At 40.8% G+C, this 25,342-nt stretch carries 28 protein-coding genes and 1 tRNA gene; 7 read left to right on the top strand and 22 right to left on the bottom strand.

Annotated features, from left to right (window positions below):
* The 12 genes from flgK to QUE86_RS12180 all read right to left on the bottom strand — a co-directional run bounded on the left by flgK (position 1) and on the right by QUE86_RS12180 (position 11,579).
* Complete coding sequence (gene flgK / locus QUE86_RS12235) at positions 1 to 2,010, bottom strand: flagellar hook-associated protein FlgK (RefSeq protein ID WP_286257496.1); 2,010 nt, start codon at positions 2,008 to 2,010, stop codon at positions 1 to 3.
* Between the two features lie 13 nt (positions 2,011 to 2,023).
* Positions 2,024 to 2,992 (bottom strand): flagellar assembly peptidoglycan hydrolase FlgJ, encoded by a 969-nt coding sequence (flgJ, locus tag QUE86_RS12230; protein WP_167657914.1) that lies wholly within the window; start codon positions 2,990 to 2,992, stop codon positions 2,024 to 2,026.
* Positions 2,993 to 3,186: 194 nt separating this feature from the next.
* Positions 3,187 to 4,281 (bottom strand): flagellar basal body P-ring protein FlgI, encoded by a 1,095-nt coding sequence (locus QUE86_RS12225; protein WP_130052105.1) that lies wholly within the window; start codon positions 4,279 to 4,281, stop codon positions 3,187 to 3,189.
* 12 nt (positions 4,282 to 4,293) lie between these two features.
* The gene (gene flgH, locus QUE86_RS12220) at positions 4,294 to 4,977 is read right to left on the bottom strand and encodes a flagellar basal body L-ring protein FlgH (RefSeq protein WP_130052106.1); all 684 of its coding nucleotides are present in this window, start codon (positions 4,975 to 4,977) and stop codon (positions 4,294 to 4,296) included.
* A gap of 15 nt (positions 4,978 to 4,992) precedes the next feature.
* Positions 4,993 to 5,781: a flagellar basal-body rod protein FlgG gene (gene flgG / locus QUE86_RS12215; protein WP_130052107.1), complete on the bottom strand. Its 789-nt coding sequence runs from the start codon at positions 5,779 to 5,781 to the stop codon at positions 4,993 to 4,995.
* A gap of 21 nt (positions 5,782 to 5,802) precedes the next feature.
* Positions 5,803 to 6,567 (bottom strand): flagellar basal body rod protein FlgF, encoded by a 765-nt coding sequence (locus QUE86_RS12210; protein WP_054553307.1) that lies wholly within the window; start codon positions 6,565 to 6,567, stop codon positions 5,803 to 5,805.
* A 149-nt stretch (positions 6,568 to 6,716) separates the two neighbouring features.
* A complete protein-coding gene (gene flgE / locus QUE86_RS12205; protein ID WP_256854791.1) occupies positions 6,717 to 8,069 on the bottom strand; it encodes a flagellar hook protein FlgE in 1,353 nt (450 codons plus the stop codon).
* Between the two features lie 51 nt (positions 8,070 to 8,120).
* The gene (locus tag QUE86_RS12200) at positions 8,121 to 8,801 is read right to left on the bottom strand and encodes a flagellar hook assembly protein FlgD (protein ID WP_062566777.1); all 681 of its coding nucleotides are present in this window, start codon (positions 8,799 to 8,801) and stop codon (positions 8,121 to 8,123) included.
* A gap of 13 nt (positions 8,802 to 8,814) precedes the next feature.
* Entirely contained in the window at positions 8,815 to 9,246 is a 432-nt protein-coding gene (gene flgC / locus QUE86_RS12195; protein ID WP_130052110.1) for a flagellar basal body rod protein FlgC, read from the bottom strand.
* Positions 9,247 to 9,248: 2 nt separating this feature from the next.
* Positions 9,249 to 9,659: a flagellar basal body rod protein FlgB gene (gene flgB, locus QUE86_RS12190; protein ID WP_286257485.1), complete on the bottom strand. Its 411-nt coding sequence runs from the start codon at positions 9,657 to 9,659 to the stop codon at positions 9,249 to 9,251.
* 135 nt (positions 9,660 to 9,794) lie between these two features.
* The gene (locus QUE86_RS12185) at positions 9,795 to 10,625 is read right to left on the bottom strand and encodes a CheR family methyltransferase (RefSeq protein WP_130052112.1); all 831 of its coding nucleotides are present in this window, start codon (positions 10,623 to 10,625) and stop codon (positions 9,795 to 9,797) included.
* 21 nt (positions 10,626 to 10,646) lie between these two features.
* Positions 10,647 to 11,579 carry a chemotaxis protein gene (locus tag QUE86_RS12180; protein ID WP_130052113.1) on the bottom strand — a complete coding sequence of 311 codons (933 nt, stop codon included), beginning with the start codon at positions 11,577 to 11,579 and terminating at the stop codon, positions 10,647 to 10,649.
* Between the two features lie 142 nt (positions 11,580 to 11,721).
* Here QUE86_RS12180 and flgA point away from each other — a divergent pair, with 142 nt between their 5' ends.
* The 3 genes from flgA (at position 11,722) to flgN (ending at position 13,249) form a co-directional block, all read left to right on the top strand.
* Positions 11,722 to 12,426 (top strand): flagellar basal body P-ring formation chaperone FlgA, encoded by a 705-nt coding sequence (gene flgA, locus QUE86_RS12175; protein WP_130052114.1) that lies wholly within the window; start codon positions 11,722 to 11,724, stop codon positions 12,424 to 12,426.
* Between the two features lie 78 nt (positions 12,427 to 12,504).
* Entirely contained in the window at positions 12,505 to 12,825 is a 321-nt protein-coding gene (gene flgM / locus QUE86_RS12170; RefSeq protein ID WP_286257478.1) for a flagellar biosynthesis anti-sigma factor FlgM, read from the top strand.
* Positions 12,818 to 13,249, top strand: a complete 432-nt coding sequence (gene flgN, locus QUE86_RS12165; protein WP_286257475.1) for a flagellar protein FlgN — start codon at positions 12,818 to 12,820, stop codon at positions 13,247 to 13,249. Before flgM ends, flgN begins: the two co-directional genes overlap by 8 nt.
* 112 nt (positions 13,250 to 13,361) lie before the next feature.
* Here the strand turns inward: flgN and QUE86_RS12160 are convergent, their stop codons facing one another.
* Positions 13,362 to 13,820: an LPP20 family lipoprotein gene (locus QUE86_RS12160; RefSeq protein ID WP_130052116.1), complete on the bottom strand. Its 459-nt coding sequence runs from the start codon at positions 13,818 to 13,820 to the stop codon at positions 13,362 to 13,364.
* Between the two features lie 109 nt (positions 13,821 to 13,929).
* On the opposite strand from QUE86_RS12160, the gene QUE86_RS12155 reads away from it, so the two are divergent.
* On the top strand, positions 13,930 to 15,120 hold the full coding sequence (locus QUE86_RS12155) for a flagellar assembly protein FlgT (RefSeq protein WP_239977808.1): 1,191 nt from the start codon (positions 13,930 to 13,932) through the stop codon (positions 15,118 to 15,120).
* Here the strand turns inward: QUE86_RS12155 and QUE86_RS12150 are convergent.
* Positions 15,103 to 16,002 (bottom strand): LysR substrate-binding domain-containing protein, encoded by a 900-nt coding sequence (locus QUE86_RS12150; protein WP_286257470.1) that lies wholly within the window; start codon positions 16,000 to 16,002, stop codon positions 15,103 to 15,105. The genes QUE86_RS12155 and QUE86_RS12150 overlap by 18 nt on opposite strands.
* A gap of 110 nt (positions 16,003 to 16,112) precedes the next feature.
* On the opposite strand from QUE86_RS12150, the gene QUE86_RS12145 reads away from it, so the two are divergent.
* The 3 genes from QUE86_RS12145 (at position 16,113) to QUE86_RS12135 (ending at position 19,761) form a co-directional block, all read left to right on the top strand.
* Positions 16,113 to 16,841 (top strand): glutathione peroxidase, encoded by a 729-nt coding sequence (locus tag QUE86_RS12145; protein WP_130052119.1) that lies wholly within the window; start codon positions 16,113 to 16,115, stop codon positions 16,839 to 16,841.
* Positions 16,842 to 17,075: 234 nt separating this feature from the next.
* Positions 17,076 to 18,509, top strand: a complete 1,434-nt coding sequence (nhaD, locus tag QUE86_RS12140; protein WP_239977806.1) for a sodium:proton antiporter NhaD — start codon at positions 17,076 to 17,078, stop codon at positions 18,507 to 18,509.
* 187 nt (positions 18,510 to 18,696) lie between these two features.
* On the top strand, positions 18,697 to 19,761 hold the full coding sequence (locus tag QUE86_RS12135) for a zinc-binding dehydrogenase (RefSeq protein ID WP_286257462.1): 1,065 nt from the start codon (positions 18,697 to 18,699) through the stop codon (positions 19,759 to 19,761).
* Positions 19,762 to 19,788: 27 nt separating this feature from the next.
* Here QUE86_RS12135 and QUE86_RS12130 read toward each other — a convergent pair.
* The 8 genes from QUE86_RS12130 to QUE86_RS12095 form a co-directional block, all read right to left on the bottom strand.
* A tRNA-Arg gene (locus QUE86_RS12130) sits at positions 19,789 to 19,863 on the bottom strand.
* A gap of 168 nt (positions 19,864 to 20,031) precedes the next feature.
* Entirely contained in the window at positions 20,032 to 20,685 is a 654-nt protein-coding gene (locus QUE86_RS12125) for a FlgO family outer membrane protein (RefSeq protein ID WP_130052122.1), read from the bottom strand.
* Between the two features lie 3 nt (positions 20,686 to 20,688).
* Positions 20,689 to 21,363, bottom strand: coding sequence for a FlgO family outer membrane protein (locus QUE86_RS12120; protein ID WP_130052123.1), 675 nt, complete (start codon positions 21,361 to 21,363; stop codon positions 20,689 to 20,691).
* Between the two features lie 14 nt (positions 21,364 to 21,377).
* The gene (locus tag QUE86_RS12115) at positions 21,378 to 21,971 is read right to left on the bottom strand and encodes a FlgO family outer membrane protein (protein ID WP_130052124.1); all 594 of its coding nucleotides are present in this window, start codon (positions 21,969 to 21,971) and stop codon (positions 21,378 to 21,380) included.
* Positions 21,972 to 22,194: 223 nt separating this feature from the next.
* A complete protein-coding gene (locus tag QUE86_RS12110; protein WP_286257458.1) occupies positions 22,195 to 22,599 on the bottom strand; it encodes an SPOR domain-containing protein in 405 nt (134 codons plus the stop codon).
* A 72-nt stretch (positions 22,600 to 22,671) separates the two neighbouring features.
* On the bottom strand, positions 22,672 to 23,235 hold the full coding sequence (locus QUE86_RS12105) for an SPOR domain-containing protein (RefSeq protein WP_167657901.1): 564 nt from the start codon (positions 23,233 to 23,235) through the stop codon (positions 22,672 to 22,674).
* Positions 23,236 to 23,580: 345 nt separating this feature from the next.
* Positions 23,581 to 24,462, bottom strand: coding sequence for a UTP--glucose-1-phosphate uridylyltransferase GalU (gene galU / locus QUE86_RS12100; RefSeq protein WP_239977801.1), 882 nt, complete (start codon positions 24,460 to 24,462; stop codon positions 23,581 to 23,583).
* Positions 24,463 to 24,488: 26 nt separating this feature from the next.
* Positions 24,489 to 25,340 carry a thymidylate synthase gene (locus tag QUE86_RS12095; RefSeq protein ID WP_054562236.1) on the bottom strand — a complete coding sequence of 284 codons (852 nt, stop codon included), beginning with the start codon at positions 25,338 to 25,340 and terminating at the stop codon, positions 24,489 to 24,491.
* Positions 25,341 to 25,342: the final 2 nt, after the last annotated feature.

Genomic DNA, 25,342 nt, shown 5'->3' with positions numbered 1-25,342 from the left:
TTACCTCGCCGCACTTAATAAGGTGTCAAAAATAGTACGTGCTGTTGAAAGTACCTGTGCAGATGCCGCATACGATTGTTGAAAACGCAGTAAGTTTGCCGCCTCTTCATCAAGGTTTACACCTGATAGCGATTCATACCAGGCTTCTGATTGATCAGCCAATGCTGTAAAGGCTGCGCCATTGGTTTGAGCTTGACTAGTCACAACACCAATATCAGTAACAATTCCAGAATATGCTTGATTAAAGGTTTTATGATTATCAGCAGTACTACTTGCTTCAACATTTTGACGAACTAGTTCACCATTTTGTAAATCAGCCAATAGCAAACCATTACGGTTATCATCAAAACCACCAGTGTTAAACTCAAGTGTGAAAGTGTCGCCTGTAGCTGGAGAGCCTTCGATATTAAAATCGAAGCCATAAGCATCATAAGGAGCTCCCGCTTGAGCAAGAATATTCTCAGCAGGTGGTGTAATAGTAAACGTTGATGTGCCGTTGCCATCTGTGATTTGATATTCGTTAGCATTCGCCGTTTTCACTAGAGTGATATCGCCATTCGCCAAACTAGGTGGTGGCCCTACGGTAATACCCGTTGAGTTATCAATATCTGAGACTGTACCAGCAGAAATACTTGCGTCACTGGTGTTATTAATATCGTTCGCAGTTCGAATAGGTGATGCTAATGCTAAGTCTTCAGGGCGTTCCGTCGCAAGCTCTAAGCTGGTTGCAGCCTGAGAGTTCAACTTAACCATAAATTGATCACCGGTATTGGCAGCACCCGATACATTAAGCTGTAAACCAAATGCTTCACCGCCAGTGATAGTTGAAGAGTCAATCACACCGGCAGTCACATTTGCTGTAGATGCTGTACCAATGGGTTCACCTTTATTATCGATTGCCTGAATTTCAACAGTCGTGGCGCTGGTATAAGTAACGATAAAATCACTTGCTGGCAATTCGCTGCCTTTACCTGGCTCAAGAGTTGCCGTCATTGTTGATGTACCCGTATTGGCTTGATAACCAAACGCATCAACTGTTGGAATAGCAAAAATATCACCACCAATTTCACCATTAGCGTCCATACCTAAGCTATTTTGTTGGTTAAAGGCATCAGCTAATGCTAAGCCCATTTGACCCAATTGATTTTGTGCTGGCACTAAAATATCGTCACGAAATGCCAGTAAGCCGCCAATTTTGCCTTTCAACTTACTTACATCAACTTCAAGCGGCACGGCTTTGCCACCGTTTACATCAAGATTTAATTCTTTAAAGTTCGGATCAGGATCGCCACTGAATGAAAACAAGTTAAATGTACCACTTTGCATGACAAGAGCTTGGCCTGAGCCTAAATACACTTGCTTTTCGCCGTTATTACCATCAAGGGTTTCAATATCAATCAGCTCAGATAAGTCACGAATCGCTTTATCGCGTTCATTGTATAAACCACTTGATACTGACTCACGATCAGTACCATGAACCGACGCAATCTTAGTATTCAAATCACTGATATTTTGGATCAGGTTATTTGCTTCTTCAGAAAAAATCTCTAGTTGCTCATTTACCACTGCTTTTTGGTCAACCACAATGCTCGATAATCTGTCCATTTGATCAATTAAGTTTTGTGCATCAGTCATTACCAGTGAACGAGCTACTGTTGATGACGGTTGATTTAAGCTTTCTTGTACATTGTTAAAAAACGAATTGACACTCGTTGATAAGCTGTTTGACTCTTCAGAAAACAAGCTATCTACACGGCTTGCTTCAGTCACAAATTGATCAAAGAATGTTTTATTAGAGGTATCTCTATTTAATTGCTTCTGCGCAAATTCATTCAGTAAGCGATACGTTTCACCACGACCCACTTGGTTGTCGATCATGGTTGTGAACTCTGTACGCTCACGCACATAGCCCTCGGTATTAACGTTGGCGATGTTTTTACTGGTGGTTTGTAAAAGCTCAGAGTTAGCTCTTACACCGGCATTTGCTATGTCATATAAGCTAAATGACATCAGGGTCTACTCCTTAACGTACCAATGAAGCAGCGACGCTTTGAAGCTCAACACGCTTCAATACCTGCTTAATTTTATCGGCATAATTTGGATCAGTTGCATAACCTGCTTTTTGTAACGAATCTAAAAAGGCTGCAGGCTCTGCGGTATTATTGAGTGCTTCTTGATAACGAGGGTTTTCATTTAAGAAATCCACAAAGTCGTTAACACTGTCTTTAATCGATTGATAAGAACGGAAACTTGCTTGCTTTTTAACTGGCACGCCTTGTTCAAACTCAAGCGTGACTTTGCTCGCTTTATCACCTTGCCAGCTTGTATCCGATTTAATATTGAATAAGTTGTTACTACTTGTGCCATCAGCTTTACTGATAATGTGTTTACCCCAACCTGTTTCAAGGGCTGCTTGAGCAACCATCACAGCAGGATTTAAACCAATCTTCTGTGCAGCATTTTTTGCGTGCTCCCAAACAGAGCTAATAAAAGACTCCACATCTTCAAAGCGGTTTTCTGTTTGCTCGTTTGCTGTTGTATCTGCGACAGCTTGCGGTTCAGCCTTAACATCAGTTTTGCTATCAACCACACCGCTTGCCCGTTTATCACTATCAAAGTCAGCAGTAGTTCTAAGCACAGAACCAGGAGTAAACTTCTTACCGTCAGGCGAAAGCTGCTGCACTATCAAGTCAGCTAGGCCGAGCGAGCCATTAGATGAAAGCTCAACCGACATTTGTTGATCATGCATCTCTTCAAAAAACTTAACGCCGCTTGAGTTAAATGGGCTGTCTTTATCTTCAAACGCTTCATTTGCTTTACGCATACTTTTAAGAAGCATTTGAGTGAAGATAGACTCGAATTGTGCCGCCGCTTTTTTCAGCGCCTCTTTTGACGCATCGCTAGAGGCATCACTTTTCAAAGCACTTTGACGTAATGAGTCTAAGTTACCTAAATCAAAAAAGTTTTGCTTGTCGAGATGATTAGTATCCATCAGCTTTTTGACACAATAGTTAATAATGAAAAATAAAATGCAAAAATTGCGCCAATAAAAAACTTTATAAATGAATAGCTAATAACTGATAGTGGAATGAAGTAACTTCAGAACAAAGATTTTGACTGATATTTGTGTGCTAAATGATTTAATAACTACTAGAAACAAAAACGCGCTCGAAAGCGCGCTTTAATTTAAATGATAACCAGTTGCCCGTTTATCGCCCCCGCTTCTTTTAAAGCTTCTAGAATCGCCATTAAATCACCCGGTGCGGCTCCAACCTCATTGATGGCTCGAACGAGATCATCAAGATTAACACCTGGGTTAAATACAAAAGCACGTGAGTCATCTTCATTAACATCAATAATGCTTTGATTTGTGACAGCGGTTTCACCTTCACTTAAGGCATTTGGTTGTGACACATTTTGCTGCTCAGCAATAGTGACCGTCAAACCACCGTGCGTAATAGCCGCAGGCTGCAGCTTCACATTTTTACCAATCACAATTGTACCAGTGCGCGAGTTAACAATAATTTTTGCAGCGGTGTCTGCCGGCTTAAACTCTAAGTTTTCAAGAGTAGACAAATACGCAACACGTTGAGATGCATCACGCGGTGCCAATACACGAACTGAGGCTGCATCGATTGCCTGCGCGCTATCAGGGCCAACTAAATCATTAATTGTTTGCTCTAAGCGTTTTGCCGTTGTGAAATCAGGGCGGTTTAAATTAAAGGTAATGTAGTCACCTTGCATAAACGGGCTCTTAATAGCACGCTCTACAATGGCACCGTTTGGAATACGACCTACCGTTGGCGTGTTAATAATGACCCGGCTACCATCAGCTCCTTCAGCACCTAGACCACCAACAACTAAGCTGCCTTGTGCAATCGCATACGTATTACCATCAACCCCTTTTAAAAAGGTTTGTAATAAGGTACCACCGCGTAAACTACCTGCACTCCCGATAGACGAAACCGTAATATCTATGGTTTGCCCTGGTTTTCTGAATGCTGGTAGCTCTGCATGAACAGCAACGGCTGCAACATTTTTAATTTTAGGTTTTAAGCTATCTGGTAAAGTAATACCAAAGCCATTTAACATGGCTTTAAAGCTCTGTTGAGTAAATCTGCTTTGTTCACCTGTGCCTGGCAAACCTACAACCAAACCATAACCGACTAATTGGTTTGCACGAACACCTTCAACCATAGATACATCTTTGACTCGCTCAGCCTGTGCAGAAAACTGCAGGCTAATTAAGCAAAGAGCGATGATGTATTTAAACCCATTCATGACTTTGTTCCTCTAAAATGGGAAAAGCGAACTACTAAAGAAACGAGACAGCCAACCTGCGCTTTGTGTTTCTTGAATTTGCCCTTTACCTGAATATTGAATTCGCGCATTGGCAATTCGGTTTGATGTTACTGTATTACTAGCTGAAACATCTTCTGGACGAACTAAGCCTTCAAGGCGAATAAACTCTTCGCCAGTGTTCAACGTAAGCCATTTTTCACCGCGAATAACTAAGTTTCCATTGGGTAAAACACGCATCACGTTGACAGAAATATCACCAAATAAGCTGTTTGATTGATTAGACTTTGAGTCACCTTTAAACGATGCCCCCGAGCCAATACCAAATTGAATACTATCACCACCAATGTTAACTGGATTACCTCCCAGACCAATTACTGGATCTAAACTCGCATCCGTTTCTTTATCTGTTTCGGTTTTAGCTGCTTTGGTCGCTTGAGTAGACTCTTGCAATTTAACAGTGATGATATCGCCAGCGCGTAGAGCCTTTTTATCTGAGTACAAGTCATTTGATGAATAACTATCAAACAACGACCCCGTTGGTACCATAGGCTCTGTTGTAGGCTCCGGGTACATAGGCGCATAGTAAGGGTCATCCTGAACCACATGATGATTTTGCGTTGTCATACAACCACCCAGCATTAATGCTGCCGATGTGACTAAGATAATATTACGCATGCTGCCTCCTACCCATTAAAGCTGCTGATTAATGTAACTAAGCATTTCATCAACCGCTGAAATCACTTTTGAATTCATTTCATAAATTCGTTGTGTTTCAATCAAGTTAACGAGCTCTTCTGTCACATTCACGTTAGACGTTTCAAGAGAACCTTGAACCACACTGCCTAAACCATCGATACCTGGGTTACCTTGCACAGGCGCACCACTAACAGCGGTTTCTGTGTATAAGTTTTGCCCCATGGGCTCAAGACCCGATGGATTAATAAAATCACTAATAGTTAGCTGACCAATTACCACATTGTCTGGTTGCCCTGCGATACGAACTGACACTTCACCGTCTTGCGAAACAGTGATTGATTGTGCATCATCTGGAACATTCATTTCAGGCTGCAACGGAAAACCCGCTCCCGATGTCACAATTCGACCATCTTCGTCAGTCGTGAATTGACCATTACGTGAATAGGCAATATTGCCATCAGGTAATTGCACTTCAAAAAAGCCAGGACCTGAAATCATCCAATCCAATGAATTTTCTGTGGTAAGCATGTTACCTTGTGAAAAGTTCTTTTGGTTAGCAACCACTTTGGCACCGGCACCTAGCATTAAGCCCGATGGCATTTCAGTGTCTTGTGACGAACGACCACCTGGTTGGTTAATGTTTTGATATAGTAAATCTTCAAATACGGCGCGGCTTTTTTTGTAACCGACCGTGCTGGCATTCGCGAGATTATTTGAGATCACCGAAATATCGGTTTGCTGGGCGTCAAGCCCGGTTTTACTGATCCATAATGCAGGATTCATAACTCTACCCTCTCAGTCATCTTAAACAATGCGTAACAGCTGATCTTGACGCTCATCGAGCTCTTCGGCTGTTTTCATCAATTTAACTTGTAATTCAAATTGGCGTTGATTGCTGATCATGTCGACCATTTCATGCACTGGGTTTACATTCGACATCTCAAGCGTTCCCGACAGTACTTTCACGTTCGGTGAAATATCACAAAAACCACATAGATCATTTACCAACATATCTTCTTTTGGTCGGAATAATCCGTCATTACCTTTTTCAAGCTGAGTGTTATCAGCCTCAATCACTTTCAGCCGATCAACTACTTCTAAAAAGTTAGCAGGCGCACCTTGTGGGCGAACCTGAATAGCGCCATCTTCACTAAACTCAACTTTCTCGATAGGTAACGGCAAAATAATTGGACCACCTTCGCCAATTACTTGACGGCCGTGGCTAGTGATCAACGCGCCATCTGGAGTAATGTTTAATGTGCCAGTTTTGGTGTACGCCTCATTGCCTGATGCATCTTGTACACTCAACCAACCACGGTCACTCATCGCGATATCAAGCTCGCGGCCAGTTTCAACAAAGCCACCCGATTCCATATTAGATCCAGGGCGTTCTTGCATTGCAAACACCCTAGATGGCAGACCTTCACCGAAGGCTTGCATAGAGCGAGCTTGTGCAAAATCAGCTTTAAAGCCAGTGGTGTTAGCATTAGCAAGATTGTTCGCCTTGAGTTCAAGACCTCGCAAACTTTGCTTTGCACCCGACATGGCAATGTAGACCATTTTGTCCATAACATTGACTCACTAAAAATACGATAACTAAAGAAATGCAATAAAAGTGCCAAAGTAAAATTGACGCATAAATAGGATGGTAAAAATGAAAAAAGGCTGCCAATAGAGGGAGCAGCCTTCGTGTCGGATTAAGCTCAGAGCCGTTTAGATTAACGGATCTGTAGGATGTTTTGTTGTAGTGTTGAGTTAACTTCTAATGCACGTGAATTTGCTTGGAAGTTACGTTGAGCACTGATCAAATCAACAAGTTCACTTGTTAAGTTGACGTTTGACTGCTCAAGAGCTGATGAGTTAATTGAACCTAATGTACCTGAACCTGGTTCACCGGCAATTGGCTCACCAGAGGTTAAGCTTTTCTTCCATGCCGTGTTACCCACTTGCTGTAAACCTTGTGAATTAGAAAAGCGCACCATTGCCACTTGGCCTAAGAATGAAGTATCACCATTACTGTAAGAAGCAACGATTTTACCATCTGTACCAATATCAATACCTGATAGACGACCTACAGTCGCACCATCTTGCTCTAGCGCTTTCACTTCAAAGTTACTTGCATATTGAGTCGGTATTTTATTCGTTGTACCAGCTTCATCGCGCCAATTGATGTTTACATCATCAGGGAAACTCGCACCGTTAGATAATAAACCAGATATACCGCCTGAAGGTATTGTTAATGGATTAAACGTAGCATCAGTATTTGGAGTCCCATCAGTGCTTTGAGGTAAACCACTTGAGTCAAACTGAAAAGTTGAAATAGGTGTATATGGCGACGCAGTTTGCTCAGTACCATTAGCAGCAAACGGCTTTTCATCAAGTGTTGCAAACACTTGCCATTCATTGTCATTACCAGTCACTGCTGCGTCAGTTTTAACAAAGAAGAACTGTAAAATGTGTGGCTCACCTAAAGAATCATACACCGTTGTTGATGTTGAACTGTTGTACGATGCACTTGTCTCTGGGTCAAATGGTGTAACTGCTGGCGTTAATGCACGCGAATCTAAGTTAAACGACGAATAAACATTGGTCGTAGCGCGTGGAGAACCTGATGCATCAGGAATTTGTAGCGCAGAAGATGTGCTTAAACTAACAGAAGTTGTATCACCCGTTGCTTCATCAACAGGGAAACCTTGTAAGTAGTTTCCGCTAGCATCCACAATAAAATTGTCTTTATTAAGTTTGAACGCACCAGCACGAGTATATGTAAAGTCTTGCGCGCCTAAGTCATTCGCCATTGCGAAATAACCTTCGCCAGTAATCGCTAAATCGAGCGAGTTATTTGTGAAAGATAATGAACCTTGATGGAATTGTTGTGCCACCATTGTTGTTCTTACACCGTCACCATTTTTTGTTTTACCAGAACTAAATACTGATGATGCGTACACATCAGCGAACTCTGCACGAGACTCCTTAAAGCCCGTGGTATTAACGTTAGCAATGTTATTTGCTGTAACGTCTAAATCTTTTTGCGCGGCTGCTAAGCCTGTTAATGCAATATTGAAGCTCATAACTCACCTCTAACCTATCTCTTAGCCTAAGCTAACCCAAACCTTTTTTACTTATGCGATTTCAGCTATATCAGTTAGCCTAACCGCACCCTCTTTTGTATTTACGATAATGCCGCTGGCGCCATTAATATTGACACTTTCAATATTCTTAAAGGTCGCCATTGGCATACTGCTGTAGTCTCCATTTACGAAGCCTTCAGCACTAATGTCATACTCACCTTCAGGTAGTACATTGCCATCGTTATCTTTACCATCCCATTCAAAACGAAGTGCACCCGCTGACTGCGAACCTAATTCAATTGTGCGCACTAACTGGCCCGATGAATCTGTTATTCTTAACGTTAGAGACTCAACGGCAGTTTCTGCAACTACCGACCCTTTAGCGAGATTTTCACCATCAAAATCAATCGTGTCAGACTCAAGTAATGCTTGCTTACCAACAAGGGTAGAAGCCTGTAACGCAGAATTTGATGTCATTGAAGCAGTCAGTGATTCAAACTTCTCGTTTAAGTTTGAAATACCCTCAGCCATAGTGAAGTTCGTCATCTGCGCAATCATTTGATCATTATCAGCTGGCTTGCTTGGGTCTTGAAACGACAACTGTTGTGTTAAAAGTGAGAAGAAGTCTTCTTGCGTTAAAGTATCATCTTTCTCTTCTGTTTTATTTTGATTGTCTTGCCAACGTAAATTATCTAAATACGTGGATGACGCACTGCTGATGTCGTTACTCATAACTTATCCTCGGTTACCGCTGCCCAAGCAACAGTGTTTTACTTAACATTTGCTTAGCTGCATCAGCAACTTGCACATTTGTTTGGTAAGAGCGAGAGGCAGAAATCATATTTGCCATTTCTTCTACAACATTAACGTTAGGCTTATAGATGTAACCATTTTCATCAGCACTTGGATGGTTTGGGTTATATTCAATTTGCAGAGGCTTATCACTCTCTACAATGCCTAGTACTTTAACGCCAACAGAAGAGCCCTGAGGATTGCTTTGTGATGCTGACGCTTTAGTCAACTCTGCAGCAAAAACAGGATGGCGCGCTCGATACGTCTGATCTTGGCTAGAACTAATCGAATTCGCATTCGAGATATTACTTGCAGTAGTATTTAAGCGGACATTTTGCGCGCTCATACCGGTTGCTGAAATATCAAAAACATTATACAAACTCATGATTAAGCTCCTTGACTACCGAGGGCTTTTTTAAAGCCTTTAATTTTACTACTCATAAATTGCAGGCTTGCCTGATACTCTAATGAGTTCTGTACATACAAGTTTCGTTCCACTTGTATATCAACTGAGTTGCCATCACCTGTATCTGCTTGATTTGGCGTACGAAACATTTCTGCATTACCAACAAAACGACTGCCTCCGGCAATATGTTTAGCATCGGTTCTTACCATACTATTGCCACCTTGCTGGTTGCTTTTTGCCGCTTTTAATGCCGAGGCAAAATCGATGTCTTTCGCTTTATAGCCCGGCGTATCAGCATTAGCGATATTTGTCGCTAATAACTCAGCGCGTTGTGAACGGATCAACATCGCATGCGGATGAACTCCAAATGCTTTATCAAAACTGATAGCCATAACCATCTCCAAAAAATTGACTCTGCAGTGAACAATGCAAAAGATAAGCCAAAAATAAGGAGTAAGCTTTATTTGTATAACAGACTGAAAAATAGATAAATTTAGCAACCTAAGGACTAGGTTGCTAAGGAGAGTTTACTTTTTTTGATAGATAATACCAGGGTTACAACGAACCATATCAAAGCTGTCACTAAGGCCCGCCATTGATTCAGATGCACCTAAAAATAGATAACCTTTAGGGTTTAAAGCTTGAGCAAATTGCGAAATGATTTTAGCTTTTACTTCTGGTGAGAAGTAAATTAACACATTACGACAAAATATAATGTCAAACTTGCCCATTAAGGCGTATGAATCTAGTAAGTTTAAATGTCTAAAGCTCACCATTTTGCGAATAGGTTCAACAACCTGAGCCATTCCATTACCGCTGTCCTTAAAGAACTTCTGACGTCGTTCCATCGACAAACCACGAGCAAGGGCTAACGAGTCGTACTCAGCGTTCTTACACATATCAAGCATGGTATTAGAAATGTCTGTGCCAATTATTTGCGCTCCCATCTTTAATACGCCAGGGTTTTTAGCCTGAAACTCAGCGACCGACATGGCAATAGAGTATGGCTCCTGCCCTGATGAACTTGCCGCTGACCATATTTTCAATGGTCGACGAACATCTTTAAGTTCAGGGAATAGCTTCGTTTTCAATAGCTCAAATGGGTATTGGTCTCGAAACCAAAGCGTCTCATTGGTGGTCATCGCATCAACCACAGCGGCACGAAGCTGCCTCTCATGAGGACTTAAGGTTTTACTTACCAACTGTGATAAAGACTCGACATTAAAACGTGCCATAAGCGGCGCTAGGCGACTTTTTACTAAGTAAAGTTTGTTATCACCAAGCACGATGCCACATTGTTGTTCTAAGAAAGAGCGGAATTGATCGTATTCGCTTTGTTGTAAATGCTTATTTTCCAAAGTAATACCACCTATAAATAATTAATCACAATGAACCCACTTTTTCACAGCTGTTGCTAATTCATCTGGGTTAAATTTTGCAATAAAATCATCGGCACCTACTTTTTCAATCATTGCCTGGTTAAATACCCCACTTAAAGAGGTATGCAAGATCACATGAAGAGGTGATAATTTTGGATCTGCTTTAATTTCGGCGGTTAAGGTATAACCATCCATTTCCGGCATCTCTACGTCAGATATCAATAAGCCAACGCGCTCAGTAATATCATTTTTACAATCAAGCTGAGCAATCTCACGTAAACGTAATAATGCTTCTTTGCCGTTTTTAGCTAACTCAGTTTGTACACCTAACGGTTCAAGCGCACGTTTAACTTGGTTTCGAGCTACCGCTGAATCGTCAGCAATAAAGACAATACGCTCACCTAAATCACGCTGAATTTCACCCTCACCAACCACTTCAGCACTCACTTCAGTGTTAACTGGACAAATTTCGTTTAAGATCTTTTCTACATCAAGTATCTCAACTAACTCATTTTCAATCTCAGTGACCGCTGTTAAGTATGAATAACGTCCCGCACCTGAAGGCGGTGGCATTATTTTTTCCCAGTTCATATTAACGATGCGCTCAACTCCGCCAACCAAGAACCCTTGCACAGAACGGTTGTACTCAGCAATGATGATAAAACTGTCTTTGATATTTTCAATTGCCGGACCACCTACGGCCATCGATAAATCAATAACAGAGATAGTTTGGCCACGAATGTGCGCAACGCCGCGAATATACGCATTTGATTTTGGCATGTTAGTAAGTGGTGGGCATTGCAAAACCTCTCTTACTTTAAACACGTTGATACCAAAGCGTTGTCGCCCTCTGAGTTTGAATAATAGTAATTCAAGGCGGTTTTGCCCAACCAACTGAGTACGCTGGTTAACTGAGTCTAAAATGCCTGCCATTTCAATCTCCTAAAGATAAACAATCAGAGCTGGAACAATAATTGCCTTCTTTGTGTTAAAGCTACATAAGGTTACGAAGCGTCTGTTTTTTGACGCAAAATATTTATACCTTGTTTTCAACCATAAGCATAGTCGAAACAATATGAGTTTGTTAAAAAAAAGCCGAAGATACAGTGTTTTTTATTTTCTTACTAGCCTGTTGTTTGCAACACAACTGCAGGCAGAAGTTTATAATAACGAGCAACTTCAACAAATCGCTATCGATTTTGTTAGCGAACAGCTCCCTGATCTGGACACCAAACCACAAATAAGTGCTTTACCATTAGATGGTCGCATTCCAGAGAGGTTTTGTGAGTCGCCAATAAACAAAGAGTTACCAACAGAACCTCCTTTTAATCGGCAGGTAACAGTACAACTTAAGTGCCAAGACCTAAATAGTTGGACCCAATACGTCCATGTCCGCATAATTGAGCTCGAACCTGTGGTTGTTGTAACAACCAACCTTGCTCGTGGTGAAGTCATTCGTCCAGAGCATTTACGTGTTGAAATGAAACCAAAGCAGTTTGTTAGAACGCAATACGTACAAGATGAGTCTATACTTATTGGCAGCCGTAGCAAACGTAACTTGCGTGATGGCAGCCCTATTGTAATGCGTCAGGTGTGTATGGTTTGCAAAGGCGATAATGTCACTATTTATGCCTCATTACGCGGTTTAAGAATTAAGACCACTGGGATTGCTTTAGAAGATGGCACGTTAGACGAATTAGTACGTGTAAAAAACAAAAAATCAGGTAAAGTATTAAATGCACGTGTGGATGGGGTCGAGTCTGTACAAGTAAATATTTAATTTTTTATATTTATGCTAAAGTATCCGCTGTGCCCGCCGATATAAAGGCATATGTTGGGTAATGTATAGGTCAAAATTATGGTAAGCAATGTCAATAATGGTCAACAACAGCCTTCTGTGTTGACAAATACCAAGCAAAAGAAGCTTGATTTACAAAAAGATAATGCTAATGCAGCTGCTGCAAAGTCAGCCGCACCTAAAGCAAGTGCAGATTCTGTGAGCTTAACACCTCAAGCTAAACAGCTTAAGTCTTTGCAAGAAAAAGCTGAGCATTCATCTGGCTTTGACAGCAATAAAGTAGCTGAGCTGAAAAAAGCAATCAGCGAAGGTAAATACCAAATTGATGCTGAGAAGTTAGCAAAGAACATTGCTGCATTCGAGTTTGATGTCTATGGCTGATCATAATCATTTAATTGCCAGTAAACTAACACAACAAGTTTCGTGCTTAGAGTCTATTGCTGCGCTGTTAGATGATGAATTGACAGCCATTGCTGCAAAACGTGGCGATGGATTAAAGAGTATTGCCCAACAAAAAATCTCTCTGTTACAACAAATCCAAACAATTGATAAAGAAGTTCAAAAGCTTGTTGCGCACAATGATTCGCAAGATGACGAAGTGAGTTCACTTATCAAGCAAGTTAACACTTTACTATCAAGCTGCAAAAAGAAAAACGATGTTAATGCCCATGCAGCCCATCAAGCACAGCTGAGTGTTAAACAACTTAAGGATATTATAATCGGTGCGCCATCATCGATGACCTACGACCAAGGCGGCAGTGTTATTCAAGGCGATAAGAAAATCGTTCACAACTTGAAAGCCTAAATACTATTTCATTAAAAAAGCGCGATAACTAAGTTATCGCGTTTTTTTATGCTTGCAGAATTTGCTGGACTTATGCGGCAAGCCAATAGGTTACAACTAGACTAAGTTGCACCTAATAATATGTTACTTTTTTCACTTGGCGCGGTTTTACTTCGCCGATGTATAAATCGTGCACTCGCTTCATATCAAGCTGTAATTCAGTTGCGTAGGTGTCCCCTACTGCATAGGTTTTAATAACCTGTGCACCTTTGATCACACCTTGTACTTGGCTTTGTAATTGATCATTATGAGCAATGCTGTTTTGCACTGTAGTGCCTGCGGAAATTCTTTGCCCGTAAACTTGCTCAGCAAGCTCGCGGTAAGCTTCAAGCTTTGAGGCTTTAATCGCAAGTAGAGTACGTTGCGATTCATTACTGCCAGGCTGAGCACTTATTGGCGCATAACCCACAGCTTTTAGCACCGGGTAGCTATCTGGCTCAATGTAAGTGTATTCTACATGTTTATCAAAAATACTACTGCAGCCTGTTAATGCTGCGCAGGCAACTAGCCCACCTAATAGAAGTACTCGCATAATTTGCTTCCGCTTAAAACTCTTGTCTACAAATATGCACGTTTAATGCCACTGTGGTACAGTCCTTGCTCATTTAGGTTATTCAATAGTTTTAATGCTAGGTGTCAGCATGAACAATAAAACAATAGCCTGCTTAAAAAGCCTTGGCTTAGCTTTTACAATTTTGTTTTCTAACAATAGTTTAGCGCAGTGGTTTGAATCTACAGGCCATGCAGTTGTAAAAAATGGCGATACTAGCCAAGCCAAATCTGCCGCCATTAAAGATGCCATTACTCAGGCGTTAGTGTTTTCTGGCGCTCGAGTAAGCTCTGTACAGACCCTAGTTGACGGGGTTTTGACGCAAGATCAGCTGAAAATAAGTAGCCACGGTGAAATCCAGAAAATAGAATTAATCAGCGAAGATCGTCATAACGACACCTATGCTATTACGCTTCGCTTAGACATCTTTGCTCAAGCAGAAGAGTGCCCTGCAAACCAATACACTAAATTTATTGCTGTTACGCAAAGCCAACTTGCCAATCGCGAGCAAGCTCGTATGGGCCAAATTTTTGACGTAAACAAAGCAATAAGTGAACACCTATATAATAGCTTAAGCAATACACAAATGGCAGCTAAGCCAACGGCTTATTACAACATGCCGCTAAGGGTAGATCACTTTTTCACTCAGCAATACGATTATAGTAATGCACTACTTGAGGAAATCACTAGCCGAAGTAACTCGCAATATGTGTTACTAAGTCGTATTCGTGATTTGTCGGTCAACCATAAAATTAATAACGACTATGCATTTTGGCAGGATGACAGTTTTAAGCGCGCATATAAAGTTGATTATGTGCTCTTTGATGGCACAACTTACGAAAAGCTTTGGCAAAAAAGCTACCAAACAGAAGGCATTTGGCCGTATAAAAAGACTGAGATCATCGATGTTTATAGTGACCGGTTTTGGGCAACCGACTATGGCCAAGCTATTAGTGATATAAACCAAACTCTAACCTATGACTTACAAGCAGCCATGGCCTGTTTGCCCACGCAAGGTAAAATACTGCATATCGAAAACGATAGGCTGATTATAAACCTTGGTAAGGCTCATGGTCTCGAGCAAGGGCAAGTTTTAAATATTGCCCATCATAATTACCTAACGGATGCACAGGGTAATAAACTCCCGCATAAAATCACGACACTTAATCAGGTAAAAGTGACTCAGCTTTATCAGCAATCAGCGGTTGCCATGAGTATAGATAAGCAACCACTGCCTAACATTCAAATTAACGATATTGTTGAGTTAGCTGCTAGCGAGTAAATGAGCTTGTAGGCCTTCATGAGCATTTAGCCAGTTAGCTAATTGCTCAACACCTGCTATGTGCGGGTAGTGCTTACGAGTTGCAATGACAATTTGCCGTTGCTGGTTTGGTGCAATCGCTAAGTACTTCACTCCTTCACGTGGTGTACATGCAAGCTTAGGAACAAAAGTGACACCATCATCCATTGCCACCAGCGCGAGTAAGGTTTCAATACTGTTCCCTTTATATTGATTTGACACCTCGACCCCTGCTGAAAAACAAAATTGTTCTGCTTGCTCCTTAAAGCAATGACCTTCATTTAACATTAATAAATCACAATCCTGTAATTGAGCTAAAGCTACTTCAGTGTGTTCTGCTAATACGTGTTGCTCTGACACCGCGACCAAAAAATCTTCTTTATAAAGCGGTGAAACATGATAAGGCGCTAAATCGGCTACATCAGCAACAATTGCAATATCAATCTCTCCATTATCAAGGGCCAGCAGCGTTTGTGCTGTTTGCATTTCAGTAAATGAAAATTGGGTTTCACTGAAAGCTTGCTTCATTGATGTTAATAGCGTTGGCAGTAAATAAGGTGCGATGGTAGGAATAATCCCTACATTTATTTTACCTTTTAGTGGATCGTGTGAGCTGGCGGCAATTTCTTTGAGCACTTGCGTTTGCTCAAGAATAAATGTGATCTGTTTAAGTAATTGCTCACCTTGAGCAGTGATTGTGACCTGCTTAGTTGAACGGTCAAAAATAACAACACCCAATTCTTGTTCAAGCTTCTTAACTTGCCCGCTTAGAGTAGGTTGGCTGATATAGCAGGCATCTGCTGCTTTTCTAAAGTGCTTGTACTGTGCAACCGCTTTTACATATTCGAAGTCTTTTAAATTCATAACCGCACCTTTAATAGCTTTTACCTATCATATCAATACAAACAAACGATTGGAACTATCAAAAATTAAACCGCATAATAGCACTCAACAAATCAAGAGGAATCAAAACAATGTTAAACAATATCGAAGGCCAAAAAGTACCAAACGTTACATTCGCAACACGTGTAGACGAGCAGTGGAAATCCGTTACTACTGACGAAATCTTTAAAGATAAAACGGTTGTGCTATTTGCATTACCTGGCGCATTTACACCTACTTGTTCATCAACACATTTACCACGTTATAACGAGCTTGCTGCTGTATTTAAACAAAACGGTGTTGATGACATTGTCTGTATTTCTGTAAACGATACATTCGTGATGAATGCTTGGGCGCAAAACCAAGAAGCCCAAAATATTACCCTACTGCCAGACGGCAACGGTGAGTTTACTGACGGCATGGGTATGTTAGTTGATAAAAACGACTTAGGCTTTGGTAAGCGCAGCTGGCGTTATTCTATGCTTGTAAAAGACGGTGTTATCGAAAAAATGTTTATTGAACCGCAAAAGCCAGGCGACCCATTTGAAGTATCTGACGCTGATACCATGCTTGAATACATTAACCCTGCGCAAATAAAACCAGAGTCAGTGAGCATTATTACGAAACCTAATTGCCCATTCTGTACAAAAGCTAAAGCATTATTAGAAGCAAAGGGTTATGTGTACGAAGAAATTATATTAGGTCAACACGCATCATTAACCAGCTTAAAAGCTATTTCAGGTCGTGAGACAGTACCGCAAGTATTCATAGGCGGTGAGCACATTGGTGGCTCTGACGATTTAGAAAAACACTTTGCATAATTTTCAAGTTGGGGCTGCTGAATGCAGCCCTTATATTATTTAAACAACTACAACCTATTGATTAAAAAATAAATTAACCAACTGGTCTGCTCTCGCCATCACCGATATTTATATTCAAAATACCAACATTTTAATTACTATATTGTTACATAAAGCAAACAATGAACCTAAAATGTCTGCAGCTACATTTACTCAAACCGTAACGAAATTAAGATGAATTAATTGGAATATAAAATGAAAAAACTAATACAAGGACTGCTCCTTTCCTTGCTATGTTTCGGTGGCCAAGCTCATGCTGCGTCAACTGGTACTATCGATTTACTCACCCACCCTGTTGGCATTATATGCCTTGTTATTTTTATCTTTGCTTATGTGCTCGTCATACTCGAAGAAAAAATTCACTTACGCAAATCAAAACCCGTATTGGTTGCAGCCGGGATTATTTGGACACTTATTGCTTGGCAGTACAGTGCACAAAACTTATCTGATCTGAGCACTAACGCGTTTCGTCACGCCCTGTTAGAATTTTCAGAGTTAATGCTATTTTTGCTCGTTGCGATGACATACATCAACGCCCTAGAAGAGCGCCGTTTATTTGATGGCCTAAGAAGCTGGCTGGTTGCGAGGGGCTTTAGCTACAAACAATTATTTTGGATAAGCGGTGTACTGGCATTTTGTATTTCACCTGTAGCCGATAACTTAACTACCGCATTACTTCTATGTGCCGTAGTAATGAAAGTTGCAGCAAATGATAATCGCTTTATTGCTATGTCATGCGTAAACATTGTAATTGCAGCTAATGCAGGGGGCGCCTTCAGCCCATTTGGTGACATCACGACACTCATGGTTTGGCAAGCCGATGTTGTTGCCTTTACCGAGTTTTTTGTTTTATTCCTACCTGCTTTAGTTAGTTATATTATTCCAGCATTTATTATGTCTTTATATATCAATAATCAACACCCTGATATCGTAGGCGAAGAGATTGAACTTAAACGTGGTGCGCTTCGCATATTGTGCTTATTCTTACTGACAATACTAACCGCCGTGGTATTAAAAACCGCCTTTGGTTTACCTCCAGTTGTAGGCATGATGATGGGCCTTGGCTATTTACAGTTTTTTGGCTACTTCTTACGCGTCACTCTACCCGGCTCCCTTGCCAGAAAACGCGCTATGGCAGAGCGCGAAGGTGATAAAGAGCGCTTATCTCGCTTAGGTAACGTTGTTCCTTTTGATGTATTTAGCCGTGTATCAAGAGCAGAATGGGACACGCTCTTGTTCTTCTATGGCATTGTAATTTGTGTTGGTGGCTTAGGGTTTATCGGCTACTTAGCGCTGCTTTCTGATTTACTTTATAACAATTGGTCTGCTACCGGTGCGAACATTATTCTTGGTTTAATGTCAGCCGTTGTAGATAACATTCCTGTGATGTTTGCGGTGTTACAAATGATGCCAGATATGTCGCATGGTCAATGGCTGCTTATCACCTTAACAGCAGGTATAGGTGGCAGCCTGTTATCAATTGGCTCTGCAGCTGGGGTTGCACTTATGGGTCAAGCAAGAGGGATTTACACATTTAATAGTCATTTAAAATGGTCGCCAGTCATTTTACTCGGTTACTTTGCAGGCGTATTAACTCATTTATATCTCAATACTGCCTACTTCAGCTAAACCTCTGTAATGTTAAAGTTAAAACCCTAATCGTTTTTAGGGTTTTAACTTTAAACACTCCACAATGAGCGGTTTATAAACAGCAATGTCGCAATAAGCGGTGTTTTTGTCGCAAAAAGTCAAGATTAAGGCAGGTACTTTACTTTAGTCTAATAATTCACAAATAAGGTGAATTGAGGACACACATATGAGCCAAATGAATTCTGTTGCCATGCAAAATGGCAAGTTGCATGTAAAACAAATTGATATTCCCACTCCTGGACCCGGCCAAGTACTCGTAAAAAGCCTAGCTTGCGGTATTTGCGGTTCAGATATTCATATTACACGCCACACCAGTGATGTATTCGATATCTATAAAAACCTTGGCATCATGGCAAAAGATGCTGGCGATGACCAAGAAGTGTTATTGGGCCATGAATATGCGGCAGAAATCGTCAGCTACGGCCCAAATACCAAAGGCGAACTTGCTAAAGGAACCCGTGTAACCTCAGTGCCAATCTTACTCTCTGCTGGCGGTGCTGGCGTAGGTGTAACTCCAGGGCTGTATGGTGCCTATTCTGAATACTTTATCGTTGATGAAGCCTTGTTGTTACCTATTCCTGATGCAGTTCCATCAGAAGCGGCAGCCATTACAGAACCACTTGCTGTTGGCCTGCATGCAGTGAACCGCGCACAAATGCATAATGATGATGTTGCAATCGTAGTTGGTTGTGGCCCAATTGGCCTTGCCGCGATTGCCGCATTAAAGTTACAAGGCGTAAAACACATCGTTGCCTCTGATCCGCAAGAAAGCAAAAAACAAATTGCCCTTGAATTTGGCGCTACTGAATATGTTAACCCTATGGCGGATGATGAAGTGGCTAAAGCCGCTGTGCTTGCAGGTAGCAACAAGGTAGTTATTTTTGAATGCGCCGGTGTCAGCCGCTTATTAAACGACTACATTTTACGTGCGCCAGCAAAAGCAAAAATCATTGTAACAGGTGTACATACTGCACCACTTAACGTTAATTTTGCCTATGCAACTGTCAAAGAGTTAGACCTTATTTTCTCTTATTACTATCAACCAGAAGAATTTGCTCAATCACTCGAGAACATCGCTTCAGGTAAAATTGCATGGCAAAAAATGCGCACAGGAAAAGTCGGCATCGACGGCGTACAAGGTGCCTTTGATACCTTGTTTAAACCAAACGACCATATCAAAATCATCATTGAACCATGGCGCACAGGTGAGCTTGAAAAAGTAACGGGTTAATTAAGCTTAGGGGGTGCTGAGGTAACTTGGTAGCCCCTACAGGAATCGAACCTGTAACTGCCCCTTAGGAGGGGGCCGTTATATCCATTTAACTAAGAGGCCACTCAAAAGCTGAGGGATTGCTTGTAACTTGTAACTTGTAACTTGTAACTTGTAACTTGTAACTTGTAACTTGTAACTTGTAACTAAAATTATAACGGTCTAAGGCTTTGCTAATCAAGGAGAATAAACCAATCGACTCGAGAATAGCCGATTGGTGTAATGCAAGAGCTAATTAACGCTAGCTGTTGCAGATTGGATTGACTCATTTTTTAGCACAAAATACGGGATCACTTTTTGTGCGCTGGCAATAACAAGTTTTGAGTTTAAATTAATCACTCGAGCATTCACTTCAACGCCGTTAGGGCGATATATAAGCGTGCCTGTAAGTACATGGCTGGCAATGCGACGCTCGGCTAACTCTTCTATATCACGCGACATCACAAAATCACCACGTGAGGTCACACTAATTACATCCATCGCTTTAAAATCAACAACCCCAAAGCCAAATTTCTGCAGCTGGTGCAGCATTGTTTCCGATAGTTGATTACCAAGTTGAGAGCTGGTTTTTAAGCTTGCATCTAAATCGACAAAAGAAGTAATAGCAATTCCTAACTCACTTTCTTGTTGCATAGTATCAACTAACTCAAGCGCCATTTGCTCGACATAATTTACAACTGTTTTATGATGTTGATATGGCACAAATAGACGATGGTTAGCGTTATCCTGCTGCATGTCGTTTTGTTCAACTGCTTGCAGCATAGCAACGTAATCTAACTGACCATTTGCTGAAGCCTGTGCGTTTTTCGGCTCTGCTGATTGCTCTGGCAGCAATTGGCAGCCGGATAGCGCGAGCGTTAACGATGCTAAGATAAAACCTTTCATAGCTTACTCACTTGCTTGTTTTAGTGTAATACCATCACTACGGTTGGTGCTATCAAGGGCATCAACCACTGATTGCGGGATAAAACCCTGCGCTGACCCTACAACCGCTTTACTTGCTAAGCCAACAATACGGGCATTAACGAGCACACCACTTTGATGATTAACCAAAGTACCTGCCAATACATAATTAAAATTTTGATCTTGGCTTAGCTCTAAATAATCACGACTGAAAACATAGTCACCACTTGGCGTGACACGCATATAATCAGTAGTTTTAAAGTCAATGACAGGTACACCAAATGCGTGCAGTTCATGAATGAAACTTTCGGCAATTTGATTACCTAGCAAATTCGTTGAGTTGTAATCAGCATCAAGGTACACAAAACTTGAAACAGCAACCGGCGTGGTATCGCTAACATATTGCAAATTTTCAACTAAGTCTTGCATGATGCCACGCACATAATGATTAATATTTTTACGCGTTGGTGCAGCGGTAAAAGTGCTGTTGTTCATCACCGCCTTATTAGTTTGGAACACACTGTCGTTACTATGCGGCGCGGCGACTTCTCTTTGCGCAGTTAACTGAGGCTCATTATCATGCTGTGTTGCATCACCTGTTAACATCGAAGAGCAACCAAAGCCTAAAGGCAAACATAAAGTTAAAATTAAACGTTTCATTAAATGAGTTCCTCTTAATATTCGCTTCGATACAACTGGCCATCACGCTGCTGAACTTTTTCAGCTCCCCACATGACATTAATGGGGATCTCGGTGCTTGCTGCTGACACTATTCGCAGATCTTTGGTATTTACCAATCGGGCGTTAACTATGTAGGCATGTTGTTGCCGCGTCAGTGTGCCGGTAATAACAAAGTCAATATTCTGACGTTGACGTAAGGTATTTACATCACGACTAAGTACACTATCGGCCGATTGCTGCAAATTTAAAGTATTTTCTAACCGATACTCGATAGTATGAAAACCAAGCTGAGTAAATTGCGTTAATAAACTTTCTTGAATTTGCTGACTTAAGCCACTGCCCTGATCTTCTGCTAAATCAGTTCCTAAGCCATCAGCCATATAAAAACTGGTAACAGCAATACGAGCATTACCTTTATAAGGGCCTTGAATACGGCTCAGCTGACTGCTTAAATCAGCAACATATTGATGCACCGTATATGGTGCCATTGGCGATTTTGGGGTTTCTCTAGGGGGCGCACTTTGTGGCTCTTCAGTTAAGCTACAACCCACCAACACTAAAAAAACTGAATAAAATAACAGGCGCATAATTGCCATCCTCACTAAACTTAGTAAGTACAAAGCAATAATTATGCCTAAGTATTATTATTTGCTAGATATAGCTAGATAATAGTGAAGCAAGAAACTCTGTGATTAAAGGAAGTAAGCCGCTTTGTAATGGATCTGTTTTAAGTTATTAATCGCTACTCAGACTGAGTATGTGAGGTTGTTAAAACAGGAATAGCAAAGTTAGTTGACGCAAAAGCAGTAGCTACAGCACCTGTCCAACAAAAGGAGCTGTCACACAAGTCTGCCCTAGCTTTTTTACTATTTCACAAAATGCAGTAGCTTGAGTATAGTTTGTAAATGGACCAGCTCTTAGTCCATACACGGTTACGCCTTTGTGCTCACGCTTTTTAAAACGAAAATCCAGGCCATGCAAAACATCAGGGTAGTCTCGCTTTAGCTCTAATACACGGTGACTTACTTTTGTCGGTGTTAAATATAAACCTAATTGCACGCCCGGTTCTACTGCTTTGGTTGCTGCAATAGCTGCGCTTTGTGAATGCGTAAATGGTTGCTCAGGCTGGCTATGCTCTTGGCTCATCATACAGGCTGTTAAAACAGTTAAGCTGATAGCTATCAATAGGTTTTTAGAAAAAATAGAAAAATGCATGATTACGTCGATTCTCAAAAACAGGCTTAAAACATAGCAATAAAAATGCCACCTTTAGAATGAACTTTAACCCTAAAAATATATTCGGTTGTCAGTGTAGTTACCAACCCAGCAATCAATTCCTTGCCGCTTAATAGCCTCACAATCGGCTTTGGCATTTTTCAAGTACTTATAACGGCCAAACTTAAGGCGATAATAAGTATGCTCATTTACTTTAGCAACTTCGATATTAAGTATCGGTTTTCCTTGGAAGATATTCGGCGCACGCTTAACCATTTTTTTAAATGAATAGGCAAGGCTTTGTTCTGATTCAACAGACATAAGCTGTAAAGCAAAACTGTAATTGTGCTCAGGAAACTCCGTTTTGTTTGATGACTCAGAGACAGAGTTGAGATCGATATCTTGAATCTGCTTAACATTTTCAACTGATTTATAGTTTATTGCTGCTTTATCTGGGCTCGTTTGAATTAGTACACTAAAAGTATCTGATTGCTTAAACGCTTTGTTAAAAAGGTAAGTAATATTAATATTTTTATTTTTAAGAATAGAAGGCAATGGGTTATTACTACAGCCAGCTACAGCTAGTAACACCATCAGGTATAAACTGTAACGCAAAGACTTTAAGTAACATTTCATAATCAGGATTCTTTAAAGTACCATTAAAATTAGCTTCTTATTAAAAGAAGAGCATATTGTTAGTACTTACCTGTACATCAACACTTAAAAGATAATTTGAGATATAAAACGTAACCACTAACGTATTAACGTTTCGACTATAACCTTTGTGTTAGTTATTTTTGGAAAACAGCCATAAACGAAACTATTCATTTACATTCAATAGTAACAATGCGTTAAGACAAAGGTATATCAGAAAAATCCTTTATTGGGTAATGATCGACAATTGTAAGGTTTATGTAAATAATAAAAAAGTGCCATATAGGCACTTTTATGAAGTAATTTTTGACTAGAAATCTAAATTGCTTATTTTACCAGCGACTTTATGAAGTCTGTAAGCTCACCTTTGAATTCATCACGACGCAGTGCAAACTCAACAATCGCTTTTAAATAACCAATTTTACTGCCGCAGTCATGGCTTTTACCTTTCATTGAGTAGGCATCGACAGTTTCTTTTTCCATTAGCATAGCAATCGCATCTGTTAATTGGATTTCATCGCCTGCGCCTGCAGGAGTTTTTGCAAGTAATGGCCAAATATTTTTGCTCAATACATAACGGCCAACAACAGCAAGATTTGAAGGTGCTAGCTCAATCGGAGGCTTCTCAACCATGTTTAAAATTGCAGCACTTTCACCTTGCTGGATTTTTACATCACCTAAGTCCACTACACCAAATTTATCTACTTCATTTTGCGGAACAGGCTCCACCATAATTTGGCTCTCACCTGTGCTTTCAAAGCGCTGGATCATTTCGGCTAAGTTATCTTTTTTAAGGTCGCTGGCCACATCATCAATGATCACATCCGGTAAGATAACTACAAATGGTTCATTACCTATGATAGGTGCTGCGCAGTTGATAGCATGGCCAAGGCCTTTAGCTTCACCCTGACGAACTTGAATAATCGTTACATCTTTCGGGCAGATTGATTGTACTTCTGCAAGTAACTGACGCTTAACACGCTTTTCAAGCGTTGCTTCTAACTCAAAACTGGTATCAAAGTGGTTTTCTATTGAGTTTTTACTTGAATGCGTCACTAAAACAATTTCTTTAATTCCTGCAGAAATTGCTTCATTTACAACGTATTGAATCAGTGGTCGGTCAACAATAGGAAGCATTTCTTTAGGAATTGCTTTTGTCGCAGGTAACATACGCGTGCCAAGACCAGCAACTGGGATCACAGCTTTCATTGATTTCTCCTTAAATTTTATTGTTCTTACACTGAAAACGGATACTTAATTGCATCGTGACACTGATAACCTACTACTTCAAAATCGTCTTTTGTAACCCAGGTTTCAATGTCTTCAAGTGATTTAATGTTTGGGTTTATTTTTAATTCTGGTGACGCGAAAGGCTCACGCTTTAGCTGCACATCACGCATCAACTCAAGTTGGTTTTCGTAAATATGTGCATTGGCTATCTTATGATACGCCTTACCTGGTTTATGTCCGGTAATTTGTGCAACTAAAGCAAGTAGCACAAAACATTGTATCTGATTAAAGTTTAAACCTAGCGGCACATCGCAGCTGCGTTGGTATGAAGTTAAGTATAGAGTATCACCTAACAAAGAAAAGGTGTGCGTGTGCATACAAGGGCGTAAACAGCCTAGCTCAAACTCACCTGGGTTATAAAAAGTGACTATTTCACCGCGATCATCTATGCCTTTAGATAAGTTATCGATAACTTTTTTAAGTTGGTCTAGGTGACTACCGTCAGGGCGCTGCCAGCTGCGGCCTTGAACACCATAGACACGCCCCATATCATCTTCACCACGACGATGTGGGTTTTCAAGCCAAGCTTTGTTTTCGTTTGCGTTTGCATTCCAAGTCATACAGCCGATATCACGAAACTGTGCAGCACTATCGTAACCTCGTAAATAACCAAGTAATTCAGCTATGGCGGCTTTGTAAAAGCTTTTGCGTGTTGTAATTAGCGGAAACTTGTTATTCGCTACATCATACTCAAGATCAGCGTTAATAACGGTTAAACATTTGGTACCTGTGCGTTTATTCTCAACCCACACACCTTCGTCAACTATGCGCTGACATAAATCTAAATACTGTTTCATTG

Origin of the sequence: Pseudoalteromonas apostichopi (genome assembly GCF_030297135.1) — a bacterium.
In the GTDB taxonomy this organism is placed as follows: domain Bacteria; phylum Pseudomonadota; class Gammaproteobacteria; order Enterobacterales; family Alteromonadaceae; genus Pseudoalteromonas; species Pseudoalteromonas apostichopi.
This window is presented reverse-complemented; position numbering and strand designations above follow the sequence as displayed.